Annotated in this window: 24 protein-coding genes and 2 tRNA genes; 15 read left to right on the top strand and 11 right to left on the bottom strand. The window is 39.9% G+C overall.

All coding sequences use genetic code 11. The features are described from left to right. The first annotated feature begins 99 nt into the window (after positions 1 to 99). Positions 100 to 172: transfer RNA gene (locus AC1D0K_RS12985), tRNA-Lys, on the top strand. Between the two features lie 96 nt (positions 173 to 268). Next, positions 269 to 341 (top strand) — tRNA-Lys (locus AC1D0K_RS12980). A gap of 192 nt (positions 342 to 533) precedes the next feature. On the opposite strand, the gene AC1D0K_RS12975 is transcribed toward AC1D0K_RS12980, so the two are convergent. From AC1D0K_RS12975 to AC1D0K_RS12965, 3 genes are read right to left on the bottom strand one after another with little or no spacing between them, the layout of a single operon-like run. Beyond that, complete coding sequence (locus AC1D0K_RS12975) at positions 534 to 1484, bottom strand: HipA domain-containing protein (protein ID WP_477392399.1); 951 nt, start codon at positions 1482 to 1484, stop codon at positions 534 to 536. Next, a complete protein-coding gene (locus AC1D0K_RS12970) occupies positions 1477 to 1809 on the bottom strand; it encodes a HipA N-terminal domain-containing protein (RefSeq protein ID WP_477392401.1) in 333 nt (110 codons plus the stop codon). Before AC1D0K_RS12970 ends, AC1D0K_RS12975 begins: the two co-directional genes overlap by 8 nt. Continuing rightward, complete coding sequence (locus AC1D0K_RS12965) at positions 1806 to 2036, bottom strand: helix-turn-helix domain-containing protein (protein ID WP_477392403.1); 231 nt, start codon at positions 2034 to 2036, stop codon at positions 1806 to 1808. Before AC1D0K_RS12965 ends, AC1D0K_RS12970 begins: the two co-directional genes overlap by 4 nt. A 380-nt stretch (positions 2037 to 2416) precedes the next feature. On the opposite strand from AC1D0K_RS12965, the gene AC1D0K_RS12960 reads away from it, so the two are divergent. Both AC1D0K_RS12960 and AC1D0K_RS12955 read left to right on the top strand, forming a co-directional pair. Then, positions 2417 to 3208, top strand: a complete 792-nt coding sequence (locus AC1D0K_RS12960; RefSeq protein ID WP_477392405.1) for a hypothetical protein — start codon at positions 2417 to 2419, stop codon at positions 3206 to 3208. A gap of 23 nt (positions 3209 to 3231) precedes the next feature. After that, positions 3232 to 3831: a hypothetical protein gene (locus tag AC1D0K_RS12955; protein ID WP_477392407.1), complete on the top strand. Its 600-nt coding sequence runs from the start codon at positions 3232 to 3234 to the stop codon at positions 3829 to 3831. 95 nt (positions 3832 to 3926) lie between these two features. Here the strand turns inward: AC1D0K_RS12955 and AC1D0K_RS12950 are convergent, their stop codons facing one another. Next, on the bottom strand, positions 3927 to 5351 hold the full coding sequence (locus tag AC1D0K_RS12950) for an aminotransferase-like domain-containing protein (RefSeq protein WP_477392409.1): 1425 nt from the start codon (positions 5349 to 5351) through the stop codon (positions 3927 to 3929). 120 nt (positions 5352 to 5471) lie between these two features. On the opposite strand from AC1D0K_RS12950, the gene AC1D0K_RS12945 reads away from it, so the two are divergent. The 4 genes from AC1D0K_RS12945 (at position 5472) to AC1D0K_RS12930 (ending at position 8656) form a co-directional block, all read left to right on the top strand. Further along, positions 5472 to 6503, top strand: coding sequence for a zinc-dependent alcohol dehydrogenase family protein (locus AC1D0K_RS12945; protein ID WP_477392411.1), 1032 nt, complete (start codon positions 5472 to 5474; stop codon positions 6501 to 6503). A gap of 23 nt (positions 6504 to 6526) precedes the next feature. Further along, positions 6527 to 6859 carry a Dabb family protein gene (locus tag AC1D0K_RS12940; RefSeq protein ID WP_477392413.1) on the top strand — a complete coding sequence of 111 codons (333 nt, stop codon included), beginning with the start codon at positions 6527 to 6529 and terminating at the stop codon, positions 6857 to 6859. 160 nt (positions 6860 to 7019) lie between these two features. After that, a complete protein-coding gene (locus AC1D0K_RS12935) occupies positions 7020 to 7631 on the top strand; it encodes a TetR/AcrR family transcriptional regulator (RefSeq protein ID WP_477392415.1) in 612 nt (203 codons plus the stop codon). A 155-nt stretch (positions 7632 to 7786) separates the two neighbouring features. Next, complete coding sequence (locus AC1D0K_RS12930; RefSeq protein WP_477392417.1) at positions 7787 to 8656, top strand: NmrA family NAD(P)-binding protein; 870 nt, start codon at positions 7787 to 7789, stop codon at positions 8654 to 8656. A gap of 93 nt (positions 8657 to 8749) precedes the next feature. On the opposite strand, the gene AC1D0K_RS12925 is transcribed toward AC1D0K_RS12930, so the two are convergent. The 5 genes from AC1D0K_RS12925 to AC1D0K_RS12905 all read right to left on the bottom strand — a co-directional run bounded on the left by AC1D0K_RS12925 (position 8750) and on the right by AC1D0K_RS12905 (position 11620). Continuing rightward, positions 8750 to 9112, bottom strand: a complete 363-nt coding sequence (locus tag AC1D0K_RS12925; protein WP_477392419.1) for a nuclear transport factor 2 family protein — start codon at positions 9110 to 9112, stop codon at positions 8750 to 8752. A gap of 116 nt (positions 9113 to 9228) precedes the next feature. Then, positions 9229 to 10314, bottom strand: a complete 1086-nt coding sequence (locus AC1D0K_RS12920; protein WP_477392421.1) for a fatty acid desaturase — start codon at positions 10312 to 10314, stop codon at positions 9229 to 9231. Positions 10315 to 10361: 47 nt separating this feature from the next. Then, positions 10362 to 10685: a hypothetical protein gene (locus AC1D0K_RS12915; RefSeq protein ID WP_477392423.1), complete on the bottom strand. Its 324-nt coding sequence runs from the start codon at positions 10683 to 10685 to the stop codon at positions 10362 to 10364. 1 nt (position 10686) lies between these two features. Continuing rightward, positions 10687 to 10824 carry a hypothetical protein gene (locus tag AC1D0K_RS12910; RefSeq protein ID WP_477392425.1) on the bottom strand — a complete coding sequence of 46 codons (138 nt, stop codon included), beginning with the start codon at positions 10822 to 10824 and terminating at the stop codon, positions 10687 to 10689. A gap of 64 nt (positions 10825 to 10888) precedes the next feature. Continuing rightward, positions 10889 to 11620: an acyl-CoA desaturase gene (locus AC1D0K_RS12905; protein WP_477392427.1), complete on the bottom strand. Its 732-nt coding sequence runs from the start codon at positions 11618 to 11620 to the stop codon at positions 10889 to 10891. Positions 11621 to 12163: 543 nt separating this feature from the next. Here AC1D0K_RS12905 and AC1D0K_RS12900 point away from each other — a divergent pair. The 7 genes from AC1D0K_RS12900 to AC1D0K_RS12870 are packed head-to-tail and all read left to right on the top strand — an operon-like array spanning position 12164 to position 18947. Continuing rightward, positions 12164 to 12526 (top strand): transmembrane 220 family protein, encoded by a 363-nt coding sequence (locus AC1D0K_RS12900; protein ID WP_295711152.1) that lies wholly within the window; start codon positions 12164 to 12166, stop codon positions 12524 to 12526. 9 nt (positions 12527 to 12535) lie between these two features. Next, the gene (locus tag AC1D0K_RS12895) at positions 12536 to 13255 is read left to right on the top strand and encodes an EboA domain-containing protein (protein WP_295711150.1); all 720 of its coding nucleotides are present in this window, start codon (positions 12536 to 12538) and stop codon (positions 13253 to 13255) included. A 35-nt stretch (positions 13256 to 13290) separates the two neighbouring features. Then, a complete protein-coding gene (locus AC1D0K_RS12890) occupies positions 13291 to 14274 on the top strand; it encodes a TatD family hydrolase (protein WP_477392430.1) in 984 nt (327 codons plus the stop codon). 5 nt (positions 14275 to 14279) lie between these two features. Continuing rightward, complete coding sequence (eboC, locus tag AC1D0K_RS12885) at positions 14280 to 15167, top strand: UbiA-like protein EboC (protein ID WP_477392432.1); 888 nt, start codon at positions 14280 to 14282, stop codon at positions 15165 to 15167. A 34-nt stretch (positions 15168 to 15201) separates the two neighbouring features. Further along, positions 15202 to 16365 (top strand): 3-dehydroquinate synthase, encoded by a 1164-nt coding sequence (locus AC1D0K_RS12880; protein ID WP_477392434.1) that lies wholly within the window; start codon positions 15202 to 15204, stop codon positions 16363 to 16365. Between the two features lie 12 nt (positions 16366 to 16377). Further along, a complete protein-coding gene (gene eboE, locus AC1D0K_RS12875) occupies positions 16378 to 17583 on the top strand; it encodes a metabolite traffic protein EboE (protein WP_477392436.1) in 1206 nt (401 codons plus the stop codon). A gap of 8 nt (positions 17584 to 17591) precedes the next feature. Beyond that, positions 17592 to 18947 (top strand): alkaline phosphatase family protein, encoded by a 1356-nt coding sequence (locus AC1D0K_RS12870; RefSeq protein ID WP_477392438.1) that lies wholly within the window; start codon positions 17592 to 17594, stop codon positions 18945 to 18947. Between the two features lie 707 nt (positions 18948 to 19654). Here the strand turns inward: AC1D0K_RS12870 and AC1D0K_RS12865 are convergent. Both AC1D0K_RS12865 and AC1D0K_RS12860 read right to left on the bottom strand, forming a co-directional pair. Beyond that, positions 19655 to 20077, bottom strand: a complete 423-nt coding sequence (locus tag AC1D0K_RS12865; RefSeq protein WP_295711139.1) for a response regulator — start codon at positions 20075 to 20077, stop codon at positions 19655 to 19657. 320 nt (positions 20078 to 20397) lie between these two features. Next, a complete protein-coding gene (locus tag AC1D0K_RS12860; RefSeq protein WP_477392441.1) occupies positions 20398 to 21168 on the bottom strand; it encodes a porin family protein in 771 nt (256 codons plus the stop codon). Between the last annotated feature and the right edge of the window lie 839 nt (positions 21169 to 22007).

Genomic DNA, 22007 nt, shown 5'->3' with positions numbered 1-22007 from the left:
CAATTAATTGCAAATAGCACTTGCACCGTATTATTAATCGCCCTATATTTGCACCACTTTAAACGGAAACGGTAACATTATCGAAAAAGTTGAAAGTTTGATTCCGTAGCTCAGCTGGTAGAGCATAACACTTTTAATGTTGGGGTCCTGGGTTCGAATCCCAGCGGGATCACGAAAAGCCTTTGAGAGAAGGCTTTTCTTTTTAAAAATTACAATTGAATCTCTTTAAACAGAAACGGTAACAACTGCCGGAGAAGTTGAAAAGTCTGATTCCGTAGCTCAGCTGGTAGAGCATAACACTTTTAATGTTGGGGTCCTGGGTTCGAATCCCAGCGGGATCACAAAAAAGCCTCACAAATGTGGGGCTTTTTTCGGTTAATACCTTATAATTATGGATCAAGCGGAAATTTAGGATCAGTCCGAAAATTTGGGGGATGATGAAATAAGTATTTATTTTGTGGGATATTAAAAGCATACGAATATAGCGAACTCTCCACGTTTTTATGCGAAATTCAAACGACGCATATTATTATTTAATTAAGGATTGTATATCTTTTATCCATTACAATCTTATACCCATCAGCCATTTCTTGTGATAAAAATGAATTATCAAGCCAGGAAAATGCCTTTTCCTTATTTTTTAGAAAATTAGTATAGGTGTTTTGTATTTGCTTTTCCGTTAAGCCAAGCCCGATACTAAATCTTTGAAAATGCTCCGGCCTGAAATTGCTTTTCTTTCCTTCAAGGGTTAACGCCAATTCATCTTCGTCTTTAGGATTAGCTATAGTTACATTTAAAAGATCATAGGCTGGCGATAAATTCCAGCCACCTTTGCTATTAAGCATAGAGAAATTTTTCAGGTGCATATCATTATTACCAATCAAATAGCTGAATAGTGCTAATTCAAAAAAATAAAATTGATCAAGTAATGTACTACTTGAGTAGGCTGTAATCGCTTTTCCTATACGCTCCATAGAACTTTTGTATTTATCAAAAGCTTCCAATATTTGAAACATATCGATCATATGTATTTTTTCACCGTCTATAGTTCGGTCTATTCTTTTAGTGATATATGCGAGTTCGCCAGATGCCAGTCTGATTAAACTTGATGGAACAGTCCGTATCCCAAATGCGTTTTCGGCTATTCGCATAGTCACATGTTCGTTTGCAGGCATTTCCGGGTAATGCGTAGACGGCGGTTTTAAAATGTAATTACCACCTAACGCACCAACAACAGTAAGCCTGCCACGCGGACCATTTGCCATGGCATCCTTAACAATCGTCAGTGATAATTTGGGTTGCACGCCTGGAACCGCTATGCTACGTTCTATTACGTTTTTAGCCAGATCTGTCATTTGATCCATGGTATAACTAAACTCCGGTGGTGTTTTGGTTCCAAAAAATTTCAAGCTACACCGTTCATGATAGTCGCTGTCTTCCTGCTCATTAAGCGGCTGGTAGCAATATAAACACTTCCTACTCATATTCTTTCTCCGTTGGTATAACGCTTACGGCTCCGATACAATTCCGGCAGCAGGCTAATAAAAGCCCCATACGGTCATTTGTGTTAATTTTCCAACTGGTTATGGCGATATCTAATAACCAACCTTCAGGTATAAGGCCTTCGAAAAAAGCAAACAACCTTTTGTCAGTATACACCTTGTCACTAACCGGCATAGTAAATGTGATAAACTGCCCGGGGTATGTCTTTATGTATTCGGGCAGGTATCGAAATTCATATAATCCGTCATCGGTTTCGGTCAATTTACCGGCCTCTACTTCTTTATAAAATATGCTCGCCTCTCTCATGGTTGCAAGTTTTTATCTGCCTGTAAAAGTTCCCTGCTATTAATTGGGGCCAGCTCGTGACCAAACATTTTTAGTACTTGATTTGCTTTTTCTAAATTTAAGTTACCCTTACCTTGTTCTATTTTCCTGATGACTGTTAATGCAACACCCGCCTTTAAAGCGAAGTCTTCTTGTGTTAGCCTTGCTTCTTTTCGCTTTTGTTTAACAAAATTCGCTAAAGTCTCCATATTTGATTGGTTATATGTAAATGCATATAGTTAATCAAATATAATATTTTCTATATGCAATTACATATAATTGTTTCATTTTTAACTTAGTTATATGTAATTACATATAATTATTTAGTTTTATTAAATTTATATGCAATTACATATAATTACAAACATCTAAATAAGAGGGCTTAAAGTAGGACTTTTACAAGGATCATGGAGCATAATCTTGGAGGGATCACTTTCAAAAAAATCAGTAAATGTGGGGCTTTTGCCTTATAATTATCTACAATCTGTTGATTTTACATTTTGCAATAATCAATTTAAATACTTAGCTTTAAGTGTCTTATATCAGTGTGGCTTATCTTTTCTTTATTGACAAATATAAATGTTTATTTATGAAAAAGGTTTTGTACTTGCTCTGTTTCCTTATTGCACTTACGGTTACTAATACCGCCACGTCGCAAGGATTTTTTAAGAAGATCAAAGACAAGGTGAATAAAACTGTAGATAAAGCAGTAGATAAGGAAGTAGACAAAAAGGTCGGCATTCCTCCTGAAACCGGATCGGGCAATAGTAACTCCGGCACATCCGGTAACCCCTCCAATAAAGGCGGTGGCGGATTAAGTAATACCACTCCGCCTGATGTAAAAGCGCAAATGACAGAAGCCGAAACGGCCCATGCGGCTAAGAATTACAGCGATGTACGGTATTCGTTACAGCAGGCGCTCATGGGGGTAGAGCTTCAATTGGGTCGGCAGATTCTGAAATCTTTACCCGCTTCGGTAGCCGCTTTAAAAGTAGATACACTACAGGACATAGTAATGAGTACCCAATGGGGCTGGAGTAACCTGAACATTCACCGGGTGTGGAAAAACAACGCCGATAAACAGTTGACAATTACTATTGGAAATGCAGGGATCTATGCAGGTTTAGCTGCTTTATATTTTTCAAATGCCGGTATGATCGAAGCCAATGGCGCTAAACAAAATTTTAAACAAGTAAGAGTTAAAGGCAACAAGGCAATCATTCAATACGAAGACAGTAAGGGATATACATTGATAGTGTCCATTGGCCAAGCTTCCATGATTGTTTGGGAATGTATCAACTTTGCCAACGAGCAGGAAGTGATGACTGCCGCTAATACTTTTGATATTGACGGAATAAAAAAGATGCTTGGGGAACAATAATTTTAATCTCAACATAAAAATTCATGAAGGCTTTTATAACATTAATCGCAGTCATCGCCTTTGTAAGTACTGGCGTTGCACAGGATTTCACTAAAGCAATGAGCACTGCTAAAACTGCCTACGGTGCAGGCAAACTGGAAGATACACATTTTACGCTGCAGCAAGCCATGCAGGAAGTTGACCTGGTAATTGGTAAGGAAGTGCTAAAATTGTTGCCAACTAAAATGGATGCAATGGAAATTATTGCAAGGGAAGATAATGTTGCTTCCAATGTTGGTTACGTTGGCGCTACTATACACCGCTCCTATGAGAAAAGCGGGAGGAAAGCCGATATTTCTATCATTAGTAATTCCCCTTTGGTTGCTATGACGAACACGGTATTAAATACACCTCTTTTAGGTGGAATGATGAGTGATGGTAAGAGCAAAACTGTAAAAGTACAAGGTTATAAAGCAAGGCTTGAAAAGCAGGCAGGTAGCGCAAATGACAAAAATGATTACGAGTTACAAATACCTTTAGGAAGTGCTTTAATTACTTTTAAGGTAGATGATTGCACAGATACACAAATACTGGAATTTGCAGAAACAATTCCGTTGCAAAAGATAGCTAAACTGATTCAATAATGATTTGGCCAGTCCGGTAAAAAACACATTTCTCAAATATAGCCAGCCATTTTTCTTAAAAATTTCAATACAGGTTAGTTCAACCTAAAATAAAGTTATCGGTAAGCAGCTATTAGCCCTCCCAGTGTTTTAACGGCAATTTCAATTTTATTATTCCACAATGGGCAGCAGTTTAACCGAATGTAATGGTGATAGCTATTTGAAGAAGAAAAGATATGGCCCGGGCAAATACCTATTCCTTTACCGAGTGCTTTTTTTTGGAGATCGAATGTATCAACAGCAGTGGGAAGTTCGATCCAGATACTTAAGCCACCCATGGGGACAGCAAGTTTAATCCCCTCTGGAAAGTATGTTGTGATTGCACCAACATATTTGATTACCTGGCCCTGTAGTTCGAGACGCATCCTTCTGATATGTTTATTATATTGCCCGCTTTCGAGATACCTCCCAATTGCATCTTGAAGGACAGCATTTGTAGAGATATTGGATCCGAATTTTAATTTTTCAATTTGCCTATGGTGTTTCGCAGCTGACACCCAACCAATACGAAATCCAGGGGCAAGCGTTTTAGAAAATGAACTACAGTAAAGTACATTGTCATACTTGTCATAGGCTTTTGCGGGAAATCCGTTCAACACCTTAAAATTTAATTCGCCGAGCGTGTCGTCTTCGATTAACGGTATATTTCGTTTGCCTAATAATTCAACAAGCCTGATCTTATTTTCTTCAGGCATGGAGCATCCTGTTGGATTATGGCAACGCGGCATAAAAATACATGCCGCTACCTGATTGGTATCTAAAGCCATCTTCAAATCATCTATGCATAATCCTGTACTCAAATTTACATTAACCTCCAGAGCCTTTAACCCTCTGCTTTCCAGACTTTGAAGGATGCCGTGATAAGTGGGCGATTCAACTGCTACAATATCCCCTCGAACGGTAACTGCGTCTAACGCCAAATTTATGGCCTCCATACCACCGTTGGTTACCATTATTTTTTCTTGTGATAGCGGTGTCGACCATTCAAGTGAAAGCCTGGCAATTTGTTTGAGCAAACGAGGGTGCCCATCTACCAGGGGATATTGAAAATTGTCATTCTTTGTTTCGCCAAGTGATGCCCTGACCGCTTTGTTCAGACTTATTACAGGAAGGAACTCATTAATGGGTGCAAGGATGGAAAAATTAACGATCCCGTTTTCTTTGGCATTTTTCATCATTGCAGCAGCCATCGTGGTGATTTCTACTTTAGCCGGAAGCATCGGACGTGATTTTGTTTCGGGAACTTTCAGCGATGTTCCGAAACAATTGATAATATATCCTGACCGCGGACGGGATACAATAAGCCCCTTGGCTTCAAGCAGCGAGTAAGCTTGGAAAACCGTGTTCAAACTTACCTTTAAGTCTCGCCCAACCTGACGTACTGATGGAACTTTGTCACCGGGCTTAAGTTGAAGGATCCTTATAGTTTCCTCCAGTTTTTCCGAAACCTGCTCATATCGGAAACTTTTACTTGTCACCATAATAAACTACGATTATTAATTGCGGACCAAAAATACGCAAACTGATCTCATTTTTTTTATCAAATCTGAATCTGTTTTCGCATTTGTTTTAACTACATCTTTGCCTTAAATAAAACGATCATGTCAGAAATAAATAGAACAATGAAAGCTTGGCAGCTTCATGCTTTTGGGCTGAATAATTTAAGCTTAGATACAATTGCTATACCAGTTCCAAAAACACACGAAATCTTAATTAAAGTAGGCGCAGTTTCTTTGAACTTTAGGGATAAGGCAATCGTTGATGGAATTTATGAACCTGAAATGATCCCGAAACCACTCATTCCAGTATCAGATGCGGCAGGAACTGTGGTTGCCGTAGGTTCCGATGTTACCAAATTCCAGATCGGTGACCGCGTTATATCTCACTTATATTCTCATTGGATCGATGGTGCTCCGGCTCCTAACGAACCGGACTTTTGCCTTGGTGCTCCTTATCCGGGCGGACTGGCAGAATATATGATCCTTGAAGCTGAATCGGCTGTACTTGCCCCGGCAACAATAACAGATGAAGAAGCCTCAACTTTACCAATTGCTGCCTTAACTGCATGGTTCTCACTTGTTACCTACGGCAATTTAAAAGCAGGTGAAACGGTTGTGATTCAAGGTACAGGTGGCGTTTCCATATTTGGTTTACAGATCGCTCATGCGCTGGGTGCGCGTGTGATATTGACTACAAGCAACGATGCTAAAGGAGATAAAGCGAAAGAATTAGGTGCCGATGAAATCATCAATTATATCACAACCCCTGATTGGGCCAAAGAAGTGCAACGCCTAACAAATGGTAAGGGCGCTGATCAATTATTGGAGGTTGTTGGCGGTGAAGGCTTAAACGATTCCGTGGAGGCTACCAAAGTAACAGGCCAAATAGCAGTGATTGGCTTTTTAGCCGGACAGACCACTAATCTTGACCTGATGCGGGTAATATTTAAGCAAACAAAAATACAGGGTATCGCTGTAGGCCACCTGACCGCATTTGAAGAAATGAACAAAGCGTTTGACACATACAACATTAAACCGGTTATCGAAAAAGTTTATCCGTTTGAACAGGCAATAGAAGCCTACCAGCATTTGGCTAAAGGCGCATTTGGAAAGCTTGTTATAAAAGTATCTTAACTAACATTTTAAATTTATTCGATATGAACGATTCAACAGAAACAAATAAAGCAAATCTCCAAAGAGTGGTTTGCTTCAAATTTAAATACGGTATATCGCCGGAAACAATTCAAGGACATATTGCAGGATTTGACGCTTTAAAGAAAACCATTCCTTATATCTTATCGCATCAGGCTGGCATGACTATTCAAGGCGAATTAAAAGACAAGCCTGAATATGACGTCATGCATTATATGACCTTCCGGAATGAGTACGATATTCAGTTGTATTATGATCATCCGACTCACTTGCAGTTTTTCGAAAAGTATGGTGAGACTTGGGAGAAATTCTTTGTTGTTAATTCTCGGTTAGTTTAAATCAGCAATATAATTTCCCTTAAAAAATCAAAATAATATGTTGAACGTCCGCCTATTTGTTATTCCAAAGTCATATAACGGGCAAAACAGCGAAAAAAACTAATAAGGTGTTCTTTTTTCGAACAGTGTTCTGTATCTTTGTTCTGTATTAATTAACAAGATGTCAATAGCAATCAGAAAAGTCAAGGAAAAAGAGGAGATGCGTAAGCTGATCCTCGATGGTGCCCGAAGAGTTTTTTTGGAAAAAGGCTATGAAATGGCAAGTATCCGCAACATAGCTGAAGCAATTAATTATAGTCCCAGCAGCATCTATTTTTATTTCAAAGAAAAAGGCGAAATATTTCACGAACTGCATGAGGAAGGTTTCAGATTGCTTTTGTCAGAGCTGCAGGCGTTTGAACATAATGAGGATCCATTTGAACGCTTGAAAGCGATGGGCTACGCATTTTTAGACTTTGCCATTAATAACAGGGATTTTTATAACCTGATGTTCATAGTAGATGAACCGCTGAAAAAGAAATCAGAGACCGATCCCTGGCGTATGGGGGTAAAGACACTAAATTATCTCATTGATGTGATAAAAATTTGTATGGAGAATGGCCATTTTAAAGGCATGGATGCCGAAGACCTGGCATTTACATTCCTTTCTTCACTTCATGGCATAAGCGCCCTTTTTTGTAAAGACAGAACGAGCACATTTAAAGGCAAAACCTCAGAGGAGTTGATGAAAAAAGGCTATGAAAATTTAATTTACATGATGGAAAAAATCTGATTTTTTTTAACACATTTTCGAACACTGTTCTATTTTAAATCATTGTTCTTTTTTATGGATAATATGTTCATTACAAATTAGATACCTGGAAACAGGAAAAAATAAGGACTAAATAATCACTAACAAATAATTAAAAAACATAAATAAATAATATCATGAATACTAAAGTTTTGGTTACAGGCGCCACAGGCGCAACAGGAAGCAGCGTTATAGAAAAATTATTGGAGCTGAACATACCGGTCAGAGCGCTGGTTCACAAAATAGATGAGCGTACCGCACATTTAACAGAGCAAGGGGTAGAAATTGTAGAGGGAGATCTTTCAAATTTTAATTCTGTAAGTGCGGCGTTAAAGGGTATTGGCAGCGCTTATTACATGTACCCTATTCAGGTAGATGGGTTGGTAGAAGGAACTGCTTATTTTGCCCAGGCTGCAGTTGATGAGGGTTTAACACATATCGTCAATATGTCGCAGGTTGCTGCCCGTAGGGACGCGAAGAGCAATGCATCTCAAAACCATTGGATAGCAGAAAGAGTGCTTGACCGTACCGGCATTACTGTTACTCACGTACGCCCGACCTTTTTTGCGGAATGGCTGAAATATTTTGCTAAAGAAATTAAGGAAAACAACCGTATTGTGCTTCCATTCGGTGAGGCCCGTTATGCGCCTATTGCAGGGGAAGATTCCGGAAGGGTTATTGCATCTATCCTGGCTAACCCGGAAGGCCACGCCGGTAAAATTTATCCTTTGTACGGTTCTACAGAACTTACCCAATATGAAATAGCCGAAATATTATCTGGGGAACTTGGCCGGAAGATCACCTATGTAGCTGCTGATATTGATAAGTTTGCTGAGTTGATGAAGGCGAGATATACCCCATATTTTATACAGCATGTTGAATCGGTTGCACAGGATAGCCGGGACGGTGTATTCTCCGGAACAAATGATTTTGTAGAAAAAATATCCGGCTCAAAGCCATTGCATATTGTCGACTATATCCGTAAAAATATTGAACTATTTAAATGATCAATTTAAATTCGGAAAAAGCACTTTTGGGCTTTTTGTCAAAAATAAAAGATCATCACAAATTAATTCGAATCAAGCTAACTGGTGCCTTATTTAATCCTGGGCACCAGTTGGTTTTTTCACCCCATAGGTGATCATTTTTTTGACTTTTCCATTCAGCAGTTCGTAGATATCGCAATAATACATATCAAATACCTTTCCGTCACGGTTCTGGCATTGCACTTCGCCGCTTACGGATGCCTGGTCGCCGTCAATCAAAAAGTGATCCTGAGTGCAGGTGATCACTTTGATCTCCGGATTCTTAGAAAAAAAATGGCCGATGTTTTCCTTACCCGATATGACATCATCACCTAACATATGCCACTCCACATCATCGGCCATATATTTTAATATCGTTTCGTCATCATTATCATTAAAAGCTTTAGTGATAGTCTCTATAATTTGCCTGTTTTCCATACCTGTATATTTTAAAGATTCATATACAAATATAGTACTGCCATAAAGTAAACCGGGTGTTATTAAGCGACATTGTACAGGGCTGTAAGCGACAAATTATGCTGATTGCCCGGTCGTCAATCACCTATCTTTATCGGATCATAACAACTTATTGGCTGCTCCATTTTATTTGCATTTTTATTGTTTAAATAAGGCAGATAGTATTGCTGATAAAATTGCTTTTTAGCATCCTTATAATGGCTCACCGCACCAAGCATACTCATTAGCTTAATGTAATACCATGCAAAATCTATCTGAAAGGGTTTAAAACCACTCCTGGCACTCTTTGGAAACAGATGATGATTGTTATGCCACTCGCCGGCTACAATACCCGGCCATAGCTGGTTAATTGATTTGTCTTTTTGGTTATAGTCTGTACCCTCATGCTGTTTCTCTTTACCTTTTGCATGCCCTTCGTAGTTAAACGTACGTACTCCAACTGCCCAAAAGCCGGCGGCGCCAAATAAACTACAAGCCAGCGCATGACCACCTACCAGGTAAAATACCACATACCAGAAAGACCAGTTTAATATCCATGACATAACCGCGCGCCAGGGATTTACATAAGAGCCCCAGTGCTGATATTGCACATAAGTATTTGCTTTAACACCTGTATGTTTCATTAATCGTTTTATCCGGTTGTAATCACCCTCACTTAAATATTTGGCAATCGGCTGGTGGTTAACATCGGCTAAAAAGCAATATAAAAACCCGGCCTGGGCATTATAAGGGTCGCCGGGCTGATCAGATTTGGAATGATGCACATGATGCGATATCACGTAGATCTCTTCGGGGATAACATTTAAAGTGAGATTCTGCGTAACAAAACGCCAGAATTTGTTGGTAAAAGCATAAGCGCCATGCGTGCAATAGCGGTGGTGCCAGATGGTGCCATGTGTGCCCATGATAATCATTCCATAAATAAAGGCCGCCAGTATGGTCCACCAGCTTAAAAAATAAATGATGAAGAGTACAAAAAAAGGAATAAGGCATAAAACTTTTAGCCAACTAAAAAATGGCAACCAGTTTTTACGGTTTGCAATCGGGTTTAATCTCGAGAAAAACTCGGTTAATATTTGTAGTACAGTCGGCTTTATCAAAGCTCCCTGTTCGTCCTTCCAACCATAAGAAGGCGTTTGCAGTACGTAATCTAAAAAGGGCATCGGCTAAAAATTAAAGGTGATGGGCACGTATAAAAATGGGTGATTATTTAAGATCGTTGCCTGTTTGGATTAAAGGCAATGAGGTATTGTATGTTGTTTTTAATGATCGTATCAGTATTCAGGGTGTTTTCAACGTTGGCATGTACAATGGCTGATCTTTTTTTGACCAATCCATACAATTCTGCCAATTGCTCGGGTAAAACTTTTATAGAAACGGTTGGAAAATATTTCTTTTCCATAGCTAATTTTTCATCATTTGTGGCCAGGCTAACCTCCCATGTTTCTTCTGTTTTAAACCAATGTTCTTTGGCGCTATTGCCCAGGTCAAACAAAAACATGCTGGCCTGTAAATCAACTGTCTTTCCGGCCATGTTAGTTGTGTTTTTTATTGGTGGATACAACCTCGGTTTTATATTCCGGGGATTTGCCCGCCTGGTAATCAGATATCTCCTTTTTACCGTTTAGGCTTGGCGTTTTTTTGATGGCTTTACTGCCTTTATCTTTACTCATTGTTTTGTTGTTTAATATCAGTGGCTCATCTGCAAATCCAGGTTTAATTGCCAGTGCGTAAAAGTTAATACGCTTTCCTAAGTTTAATAATTCGCATCCAGTGCATCAGTTTCATAACCGGGTATACCGGATCTATCTCAAACCATTTTTTGCCAAAGTTGGCGCTATTGGGGTGTTTGTGGTGATTGTTTTGAAACAGTTCGCCCAGCATCAGGAAGTCGAAAGGTGTGGTGTTTTTTGATTTATCCTTGTTGTCGAAATTAGTGTAGCCATATTTGTGCCCGCACCAGTTTACAATGGCGCCATGGATAGGTCCCATTAAAAAATGAATAGGCAACAGTAGAAACATCCACCAATGGGCAGCAAAAAATATATAGAAGCAGGTATATGCTGCGCCAAATAACAGTCGGGATAGTATCGAAGACCCCATCCGGTCTATTAACGGCCATTCGGGGTAGTTACCGGCAAAGCGGGCTTCCGGATCTTTTGTTCTTTGCAGATGATCGCCAAATGTTTTAAAGGTAGCTTTTGTCATTTGGAAAATGTCTGTAAAAAAATGTGGCGAGTGCGGGTCCTTTTCCGTGTCGCTATAGGCATGGTGTTCCCGGTGCATTAAGGCATAAGCCCTGGGATTTAAAAATGAAGCGCCTTCAAACAAGTAGGCCATAATGTAAAATACACGTTCCCAGAATTTATTGGTTGTGAACATCCGGTGCGAAGCATAGCGGTGTTGGAAGAAGGTTTGGAAAAACAGGGATAAAAACCAGTGCGCAATAAAGAAAATCAGGATCGGCATAAAAAAAGTATTAATAGCAATTACAATAAAATAGATACATGGTTACCCCTTTAAAGGAATCATGCATTTTAGATGGGGTGGAAACAGATGAAGTGTTGCTCTCTGTGGCCTGAATCTGCCTGATGAGATACAAGCTTGAAATTTAAGATGCGCTTGAGATCAACGGGTAAAATGTTGTGGTATTAAACCAGAAACTGCAGGTACTTTGTAGTATAATTTAAAATACTATAATATAATAACTGATGATTAAACAATTTGTTACGCTGTTTGCAATATTTATTTTGGTATGATTTCAGGCTGGGTGATAACAAAGGATAGGGGGACAGCATCATAGCCTAATCATTTCTTAGATTGTTTAAGAATATTTTAATGACCACTTGTGCACAAAAAGTAACGGTTTGCGAACAAAGATTTAATGGATTACGGTAAATTTCCTGTTAATAATGCACAATTGGATTTCTGGAATAGTTTTATTCTTTAAATTGGCTGGCTGTTAACAAGCAATTATAAATTGCTGTTACCGGCCCAATAATCTAAATTAATATGCTTGTTGTTTTAAATGTAATTTTTGTGGTTTCGTTTTTGGCTTTTGCCTATGTAAACTTGAATGATGTTGACTGGTACTTATGGGTGCCCATATACCTGAGTGCTACCATATGTTGTGGACTGGCCGCCATGGGTAAATTTTATCCGCTTGTTGATATTTTGCTTATAGCCTTTTACCTGGTTTACGCGGTTATACTTTTTTTTCAGAAAGATGGTGTGCGCGACTGGATAACCAAATACAATAAACCCAGCCTGGTAGAAAGCATGCAGGCAACCAAACCATACATTGAAAAAACAAGGGAGTTTTTTGGTTTACTTATTATTGCCGGGGCATTGCTCATTAATTACTTTGCAGTTTAACAAAAAGTTATGGTTACTTACAATACAGAGGAATTAAACGCGGTAATTGCTGACATAACAAAAAATAATATCACTGCTGAGGCCTGGACCTGGCTTAATGCGGATAGTAATACCAGTAGCAATTTGGCTTTAAATACCGCCTTTGCAATTATACCGCGTAAAACGGGCAAAGCAGTTATAAGGGTAGCTCATGAGCAGGAAGAGTTATTAAAATCCATCAGGCCGGGCTTCGCAATCGATAACTGGACCGCCGATAGGCTGAGCAGGGTTTGGTTGTTGATGAGGTATAAGGATGTTGACGAAGGCCATTATTTTAAGGCGATTGAAAACCTTTTTTCGGCAGCCGAAATGAATGAACAGGTTGCATTATACACCGCCCTGCCGGTACTGCAGTACCCTAAATTATGGGTTAAACGCTGTGCCGAGGGGATTAGGAGTAACATAGGTACGGTGCTGGAGGCTATTATGTACAATAATCCTTATCCGGCAGAGAACCTGGAGGAAGCGGCATGGAACCAAATGGTTTTAAAAGCCTTTTTTACAGAAAAACAAGTGAACAAGTTATTCGGTTTGGATAACAGGGCAAACCAGGAGCTTGCCCGTATATTAATTGATTATGCTAAGGAACGCCAGGCAGCCAACCGTAAAGTTGAGGATATGCTTTGGTACATTGTTGGCAAATTTGTTAACGATGAACAATTGGATGGTATGAAGCAAGGGAAGTTTTAGCAGTAATAAATCGTTGATCATAAAAAATAAAAAAAATGTGTTGCAGTCATAATCCAGAAGAGAGAAGTTTACCCGCTGAACAATCAACAGAGGCATTTGATATAGGTGTAATAAAGGGCATGAAGTTTTTTGATCCGCATGTGCACATGACGTCACGCACTACCGATGACTACCAGGCTATGGCCGATGCCGGCATAGTGGCGCTTATAGAGCCTTCCTTTTGGCTGGGCCAGCCGCGTACCGGTGTTGATAGCTTTAAAGATTATTACAGCAGCCTGGTTGGCTGGGAAAGGTTCCGTTCATCGCAATTTGGAATAAAGCATTACTGTACTATAGGGCTTAACTCAAGAGAAGCCAATAACGAACCATTGGCCGAGCAGGTAATGGAAATGCTACCCCTATTTATGTATAAAGATGGTGTGGTTGGTATTGGCGAAATAGGGTTTGACGATCAAACCGCTGCCGAAGAAAAATATTATCGGCTGCAGCTTGAACTGGCTAAGGCAGCCGGCTTACCCGTGCAGGTTCATACCCCGCACCGCGATAAAAAACGCGGAACGCAGCGCAGTATGGATATTGCCATTGAACATGGGCTTGCCCCGGATATGGTAATTATTGACCATAACAACGAGGAAACTGTAAAGGAAGTACTTGACAGGGGCTTTTGGACAGCCTTTACCATTTACCCCTTTACCAAAATGGGCAACCAGCGCATGGTGGAAATTACAAAGCAATATGGCCCCGAAAGGATCATGGTTAATTCTGCCGCCGACTGGGGGATCAGTGATCCGCTGGCGGTACCAAAAACCGCGGCTTTAATGAAGCTTAACGGAATAAGTGATGCAGATATTGAACTGGTTACCTATCGCAACGCCATAACAGCGTTTGCACAAAGCGGGCAAATCAACGAGGCCGATTTTATTGGAACCATTGATCAAAGCGCCAGGTTTGAAGGAAATAGCATCTTACGTGGTGGTCAGCAGCCGCGCATCAATAAGTCTTCAATTATTATCAGCTAAGCGCATTGGAGAAAATAATTGTTTACTTGCGTATGATGAGGCCGGCTAATGTTGTAACCTCGGTTGCCGATGTGCTGGCGGGTGCCGCCATAGCCGGAGCTTTTTCTGAAGTTGCCTACAAAGGGTATTTGCAAAGTGTTTTAATGCTTTGTTTTTCAACAGCTTGCCTGTATGGCGGCGGCATAGTTTTTAATGATGTTTTTGATGCCGATCTGGATAGGGTTGAACGCCCGGAGCGTGCCATACCAAGTGGCAGGGTTAGTTTGCGGCAAGCGGCAATATTTGGTAGTATACTGTTACTTGCGGGTATTATAAGCGCGGGCATGGTTAGCCTGGTATCTGCTTTATTGGCAGCAGCAATCAGCTTTTTTGCGCTGTTGTATAATAAAATAGGTAAGCATCATCCTTTTTTTGGTCCGCTGAACATGGGTTTTTGCCGGGGCTTAAATTTACTTTTAGGGGTGAGCATAATAACAAGCGCACTGCCACAATGGTACTTTTTGGCAATTGTGCCCATTATTTATATCTTTTCAATCACCATGATTAGCCGGGGCGAAGTGCATGGTGGTAGCAAAGGTAATTTATACATCGCGGCGCTTTTATATATTATAGTGGCAGGCTTAATATTCTTCATTTCCTATCGCAATAAAAAGCTGCTTTTATCTGGCATTATCCTGATCCCGTTTTTGCGGATGATATTTACGCCGCTGTTTAAGGCAATTCAGGATCCGATAGGTAAAAATATAGGCAAGGCAGTAAAAGCCGGCGTTATTTCATTGATATTGATGGATGCGGCATGGGCGGCAACATTCAGTACTATTTACGCGGCGCTGATCATAGCCTGTTTACTGCCATTATCTATCTGGCTGGCAAAGATTTTTGCCGTTACGTAATTACATTTATTTAAAAACGTTCTTTAGTTTATACATGAAGCATTTATCCCAATCTTTTACTGTGAAGTTTGAGTACCAGGTTTACTTTACAACCGGTATTTTTAATATAACCAATACCCTTTTTAACGATTTTTTATTGAGCGCCGGCACACCGGCATCATTACGGAAAATACTTTTTGTGGCCGATAAGGGTGTTATAGATGCACATCCAAATTTAATAAACGAAATAAAAAATTACTTTTCCATTTACCCTACAGTTCAACTCATTCCGGATGTTTTAATAGTAACCGGGGGAGAGGATGCTAAAAATGATGTGGCTCACTTTAACCAGGTTGTTGAAGCGGTAAATACTTACGGTATTGACAGGCACTCTTATATAGCGGCTATTGGCGGCGGTTCGGTGCTTGATATGGTGGGTTATGCCGCCGCGGTATCTCATCGCGGCATTAAACATATCCGCATACCCACTACGGTACTATCTCAAAATGATTCGGGCATCGGGGTTAAAAATGGTATTAACTTTTTTTCGAAGAAAAACTTTTTAGGGACATTTATGCCTCCCGTTGCTGTTTTTAATGATGAAAAGTTTTTAGAAACCCTCAGCGACCGCGATTGGCGCTCGGGAATGTCAGAAGCGGTTAAGGTTGCTTTATTGAAAGATGCGGAGTTTTTTAATTGGATAGAGCATAATGCCGGCGCTTTGGTTCAACGCGATAGGGCAACAATGAATTACCTGATCTGGAAGTGCGCGCAACTCCATATGGAGCATATTGCCGGCACAGATCCTTTTGAAAGCGGCTCATCCCGGCCACTTGATTTCGGGCACTGGAGCGCTCATAAACTGGAATACCTGAGCAATTTTGAAGTGCGCCACGGCGAGGCCGTAGCCATGGGCATTGCCCTTGATACCGTTTATTCCGAACTTTCGGGCCGTTTGCCAGCTGCAGATAGCAAAAGAATTGTACAAACTTTGCTAAACCTTGGCTTTGATGTTTCGCACCCCTTGTTGCAGGTTGATAAAGAGGATAGCCCAATATTGGCCGGTTTGGAAGAATTTCGCGAGCATTTAGGTGGCCAGCTAACTATTATGCTTCTTAACTCAATTGGCGAAGGCGAAGAAGTACATGAAATTGATGCCGGTTTATTAAAGCAAGCCGCTAAAAAGCTGGGTGAATTGCAACAACATCAATTGCAATAATCTAATACACTTATGAAACTTACAGCAGGACATTTAAGCTATTGCACCAATATACACGCCGGCGAAAACTGGGCCGATCATTTCAATGCCCTGGAACTTAGCTTTCCGCAAATAAAGGCACAACTATCTCCTGATGCACCCATGGGTATTGGTTTGCGCTTATCTAACATAGCCAGTATCGAACTGCTCCAGGGCGATAACCTGGCCCAATTTAAACAATGGTTACAACTGAACGATGCCTATGTGTTTACCATGAATGGTTTTCCGTATGGCGGGTTTCACAATGTAATAGTTAAAGACCAGGTACATGCCCCCGACTGGACAACCGCCGATAGGCTGGCCTATACGCTAAGGCTTTTTAACATATTAGCGCTTTTACTGCCCCAGGGCATGGATGGTGGTATATCAACTTCGCCTTTAAGCTATAAACATTGGTTTAATAATAAAGAGGCAATGGATGAAGCTAAGCAGGAAGCCACTAAAAATATACTGCAGGTAGCTGCCGAACTCCATTCAATAAAGCAAAAAACAGGTATTAAATTACATTTGGATATTGAGCCCGAGCCTGATGGTGTGTTAGAAACCGGAAGGGAATTTATAGAATGGTTTGAGACCGATCTGTTACCGCAAGGCATCAGCTATTTTCGGGATAATTTTATTATACCGGCTGCAGAAGCGGAAATCCTCATAAAAGAACATGTGAATTTATGCTATGATGTTTGCCATTTTGCAATAGGGTATGAGCCACATGAAGCTATCATTGATGAACTGGCGCAAAAAGGAATAAAAGTAGGCAAGATACAGATCAGTGCCGCCCTCAAGGCCTCATTTGATCACACACCAGGCAATAAGCAGGCAATATTAACTGAATTTAAAAAGTTTAATGAACCCACTTACCTGCACCAGGTTATTGCCCGGCTTGCCGATGGTAATTTGCTGCGATATGCTGATTTGCCCGAAGCATTAATGGCAACAGATGATGCTGAAGAATGGCGCGCCCATTTTCATGTTCCGGTATTTTTGGAAGATTTTGGCCTGTTACAATCCACACAAGCCGACATTGTAAAGGTATTAGGCATCCAAAAAAACAGTCCTTTCACCAATCATCTGGAAGTAGAAACTTATACATGGGGAGTATTGCCGGATGCCATGAGGATCCCGCTTACCCAATCGATAATAAGAGAGCTGGAATGGGTTAAATACGAGTTAACAAATTAAGTGCTGTTATGAATAAAACGGTTGTTATTGATATTGTGGGGTTATCTACCTCGGTAATTGGTGAGCATACGCCTTTTTTAAAAAAGTATATAGCCTCAAAAAATTTAACCACCATTGAACCGCTTTTGCCTGCAGTAACTACTGCGGTACAATCGGCCTATCTTACAGGGACATACCCGGCGGCAAATGGCATAGTGGGTAACGGTTGGTATGATCGTATTGACAGTGAAGTTAAATTCTGGAAACAATCAAACAAGCTGGTTTCCGGAGATAAGATATGGGATAAGGCAAAAAAAGAAGATCCGTCTTTTACCTCATCTATGATGTTTTGGTGGTACAATATGTATTCAACTGCCGATTATTCTGTAACACCAAGGCCAAATTACCTGGCCGATGGCCGAAAGATGCCGGATTGCTATACACACCCTGCCGAATTGCGTGATATTTTGCAGGAAAAATTGGGGCAGTTTCCGCTGTTTCAATTCTGGGGGCCTGGAGCAAACATTAAATCGAGCAAATGGATAGCAGATGCATCTATGTATACCGATGATCTTCACGATCCTACACTTACGCTTATCTATCTTCCGCATTTGGATTACTGCCTTCAAAAGTTTGGACCAGATGAATCAAAAATAGCTAACGAGCTTAAAGAGGTTGACGCTTTGGTGGAGGAGCTGGTTGCATTTTACGAAAAGAAGGGTGCAAGTATTATCCTTTTATCTGAATATGGTATCGCTCCCGTTAATAATCCTATCCATTTAAACCGCTTATTTCGCCAGCATAACTTATTACAGATTAGGGTAGAGCGTGGCCTGGAACTGCTTGATCCGGGAGCCTCAAAGGCATTTGTTGTTGCCGATCATCAGATAGCCCATGTATATATCAATGATCCGGCGGTAACTGAGCAGGTAGAGGCTTTACTAAAAACGGTTCCGGGCATTGAGTTGGTGCTTGATCGTGCTGAACAGGCTGCTTATCATATAGATCATGAACGTGCCGGCGAACTGGTTTTAATGGCAGATGAGCATAGCTGGTTTACCTACTACTTTTGGCTCGACGATGCCAAAGCGCCTGATTATGCCCGCGTAGTTGATATTCATAAAAAGCCGGGTTACGATCCTGTAGAAATGTTTATGACCTCAAAAGCCAGGGCCGGCTACAAGCTGTTGCGTAAAAAAGCCGGCTTTAGGTATGTAATGGATGTTATACCGCTGGATGCCACCCTTATTAAAGGTTCACATGGCCGCATTGGCATTCCTGCTAAATATAAGCCTGTATTGATAACCAATGATAAGGTATTGCAGGATAAGGTTGCCCCGGTTGATGTTTTTAATATTATTTGGAAGCATCTAAAAAACGAATAAACGGAAATTAAGAAACGTTACCGGCTTCTGGTGAAAGTTTAACTTAGGTCCCTGTCAATACAGCGTGTACATCTGCTTTGTATTTGCTTGGATTTTTCTTTAAACGCTATTGGAAATGAGTGTATTTGTGCTTATATTAGTATACCAATTGTAAAGAAACCTTAAAACCGGAGGAGTCACCATGAAGAAGAAAACTGTAATAGTTAATCAGCCTGAGAAGACTGAAACTAATAAATCGGAACTGCTGACCAATCAACATCTTACTCAAAAAACGTATCGCGATCATACTCATTGTGATCACGCATATGGCAGGGTTAATAAATTCCCTTTCGGAAGTAACCACGGGCCATTTTCATTTTAAGGCTATAAATTTTTAGCCACGTACGGGTTCGGGTTGAGGGACGCTTGAACTTATTTAATTTAAGTGCCATGCTTAAAAGTAATGTAAGTATGGACACTTACTATTAGCTGCTACCTTCAGGTAAAAAGCCTTGAAAATAGCCGGGAAAAATTATCAGTGGCCCTCGCATTAAAGTTTAATTAGGTTCTGCAGAACAAAGTATTGACAAATATATTGCCACCAGTGGTGTGCAATCTGAATTGTTTTGGCCCGGACCAAGCTACCTGCAAATTGCAGCTGAGCTTTAGCCGCGCTAAAGGAAGCGCTGTTTTTAATTTTATGTACAGTATTGTTTAGAGATCCTAACTTAATTGGAATCGCTTAGCTGTGCCACATTGAAAATTTCCATTATTTTTTCTGAATACAGAGGCTTGGTAATAAATTCCTTTATCAATGGGTATTTGCTTGCTTTGCTAACATCGTCTTTATGGATCGATGAGGTTAAAAGAAATAGGTTGCTTTTAACTGTAGGGTCAATTTTTAAAAAAGTATACTGATCCAGAAACTCCCACCCATTCATCACCGGCATATTCAAATCAAGAAAAATATAGTCATAGTTAAATTCGGGTTGCTTTGCTTTATTATCCGCTAACAGATCTATGGCAATTTTCCCGTTTAAACAAGAGGTTATATTTGAATTGGTAAAATACCTTTGAATGAATTTAGTTGAAATATAATTGTTCAAAAAGTCATCATCAATTAATAAAACATTTAGTGGGTTAGCAATCATGGCGTTAGGTTTGTGGTTATATTTAATTAAGACGGAAACGGGATATAAACCTAACGAAGTTACTTGTTAAAAAATACCTGCTAAGGGTCAAAAAATACCTGTAGAAGGTATTTAAAAATATCTTATTAGGTAACTAAGTAATAAGGATAGGTCAATTTCTAAAGCTAAAGTTAAACAAAATGTTCACATACATGATTTTTTAAACAATTTAATAAATAATAATTTACCGCAGATTTAATCAATCAAAACATTTTGATTGTTGTTCTAATTAAATGTGCGGTAAATTAAAAAGAGACTTTTGTTTGTTAATGAAGAAACAATCACTTTCCAAACCAATAACTGTAACCTATGGTAACTGTGGCCGCGCCAACTTCATTCTTTCCGTTTTGTGTGCCTTTTTGGATATTCAGAAATCCATAATTGCCACCCCCTTCAATAAATAAGTTACAGGATCCCATACGGTAGTTAAGGCCTATATTACCTTCAATGCCTGTATTGAATTTATGAAGCTGATCTTTTATATCTTCATTATTATCAAAGGATTGCGCGCCTCCTGGCAGGGTCTGTTGCCCGGATGCATCGGTGAAAAATTCGCTTTTGCCGCTGGTAACCTGGTGAGCAGAGACCAGGAGCCCAACAAACGGACCTGCATCAACATAAACACGAAATGGTGATTTTTTAATATTCCATCCAAATTTGGCCAGTAATGGCAGCATCAGGTAGTTTAATTTTGCCTTACTATTGTAATTGGCATAAAGGTAGGGAGGGGCTTGCCCGGGAGGAAACATCGCAGCTAAAGCATCGGGAGTAGTAAACGCCTGAAACCCATTTTTTTTACCTCCCTGCGAAGAATATTCTATCATGGGTTGTATTGAAAAAAGAGTTGAGATTTTATATTCAACAAATATACCTGCGTCCAGCCCTAAGCGCGAACTATAACCAGTATTCAGTGGATTTTGACTACCAGCCCCGCCGGTTAAATTAGGAATACTAATGCCCCCCCGAACACCCAAAGCAAAATTCTGGGCCTTTGCGCAAAAACCAAAAAGCAGGAAACCTGCTACCAAAAAGTAAAAAGTTAAATTTTTCATAAGAGTTTGCTTTAAGTAAAAAAATAACCAGGAACTAAGAGTCTGTCTAAATTTGATTTATTAATTTTTTTACTTCTAATGAAGCCCATATCCACGCGTCATTGCGAGGCACGAAGCAATCCCCACCTTACAGGGGAGGTTTGCAAATCCGATCTGCATAGTTCGGGGATTGCTTCGTGCCTCGCAATGACGGTTGGTTTATTTACTTTTAGACAGCCTGTTAGGTAAATCAGGTTTAAGTACTATTTGATCTATACAAAGCTTAATAATTTTTTCCTGCAAAAAAATGACCGCTATCATGAAGCTGTTATTGCCCCGTCGTGTTTTTTTCGGGTAAATGACCGGTGTTTTCCGGTACCCCATAATTTTGAGGGCTATTCAGATCTGTTATTTATATGCAGATATTTTTAATGGTTCAAAAACAATATCCACACTCTTTCCTTTCATCTTTGACATTAGAGTATCTGAACAGGAAAAATAACCTGAAAATGATTTTATACTTTATAAAGTTACCGTTCGTTAATGTTTCTGATTGATTTTGAAGTTCTTCTGAAAATTTGTTGTCGTTTAATGGTTGTCCGGCTCATGAGTTTTAGTCATACATCATGCTTTCGGGCCGGCCTTCTTCAGAAACAAAACAGAATTATAATTTATTTTAGACATAGTTGAAACTTCACAGTTAAAAAAGATATGGCTAAATGTTACTTTGCTTTAGGTTCATTTTTACTCTTAACTCTTAATTTAATTTGTTACTTATTTTTTGGAATCTCATTATAAAATTAGCTTCGCGGAAGCAGGTTATATCCCCGCTTTTTAAGTTTTCGACTCTTTCCGGGCTA

The organism is Mucilaginibacter sp. P1_A3 (assembly GCF_056406855.1).
This window is presented reverse-complemented; position numbering and strand designations above follow the sequence as displayed.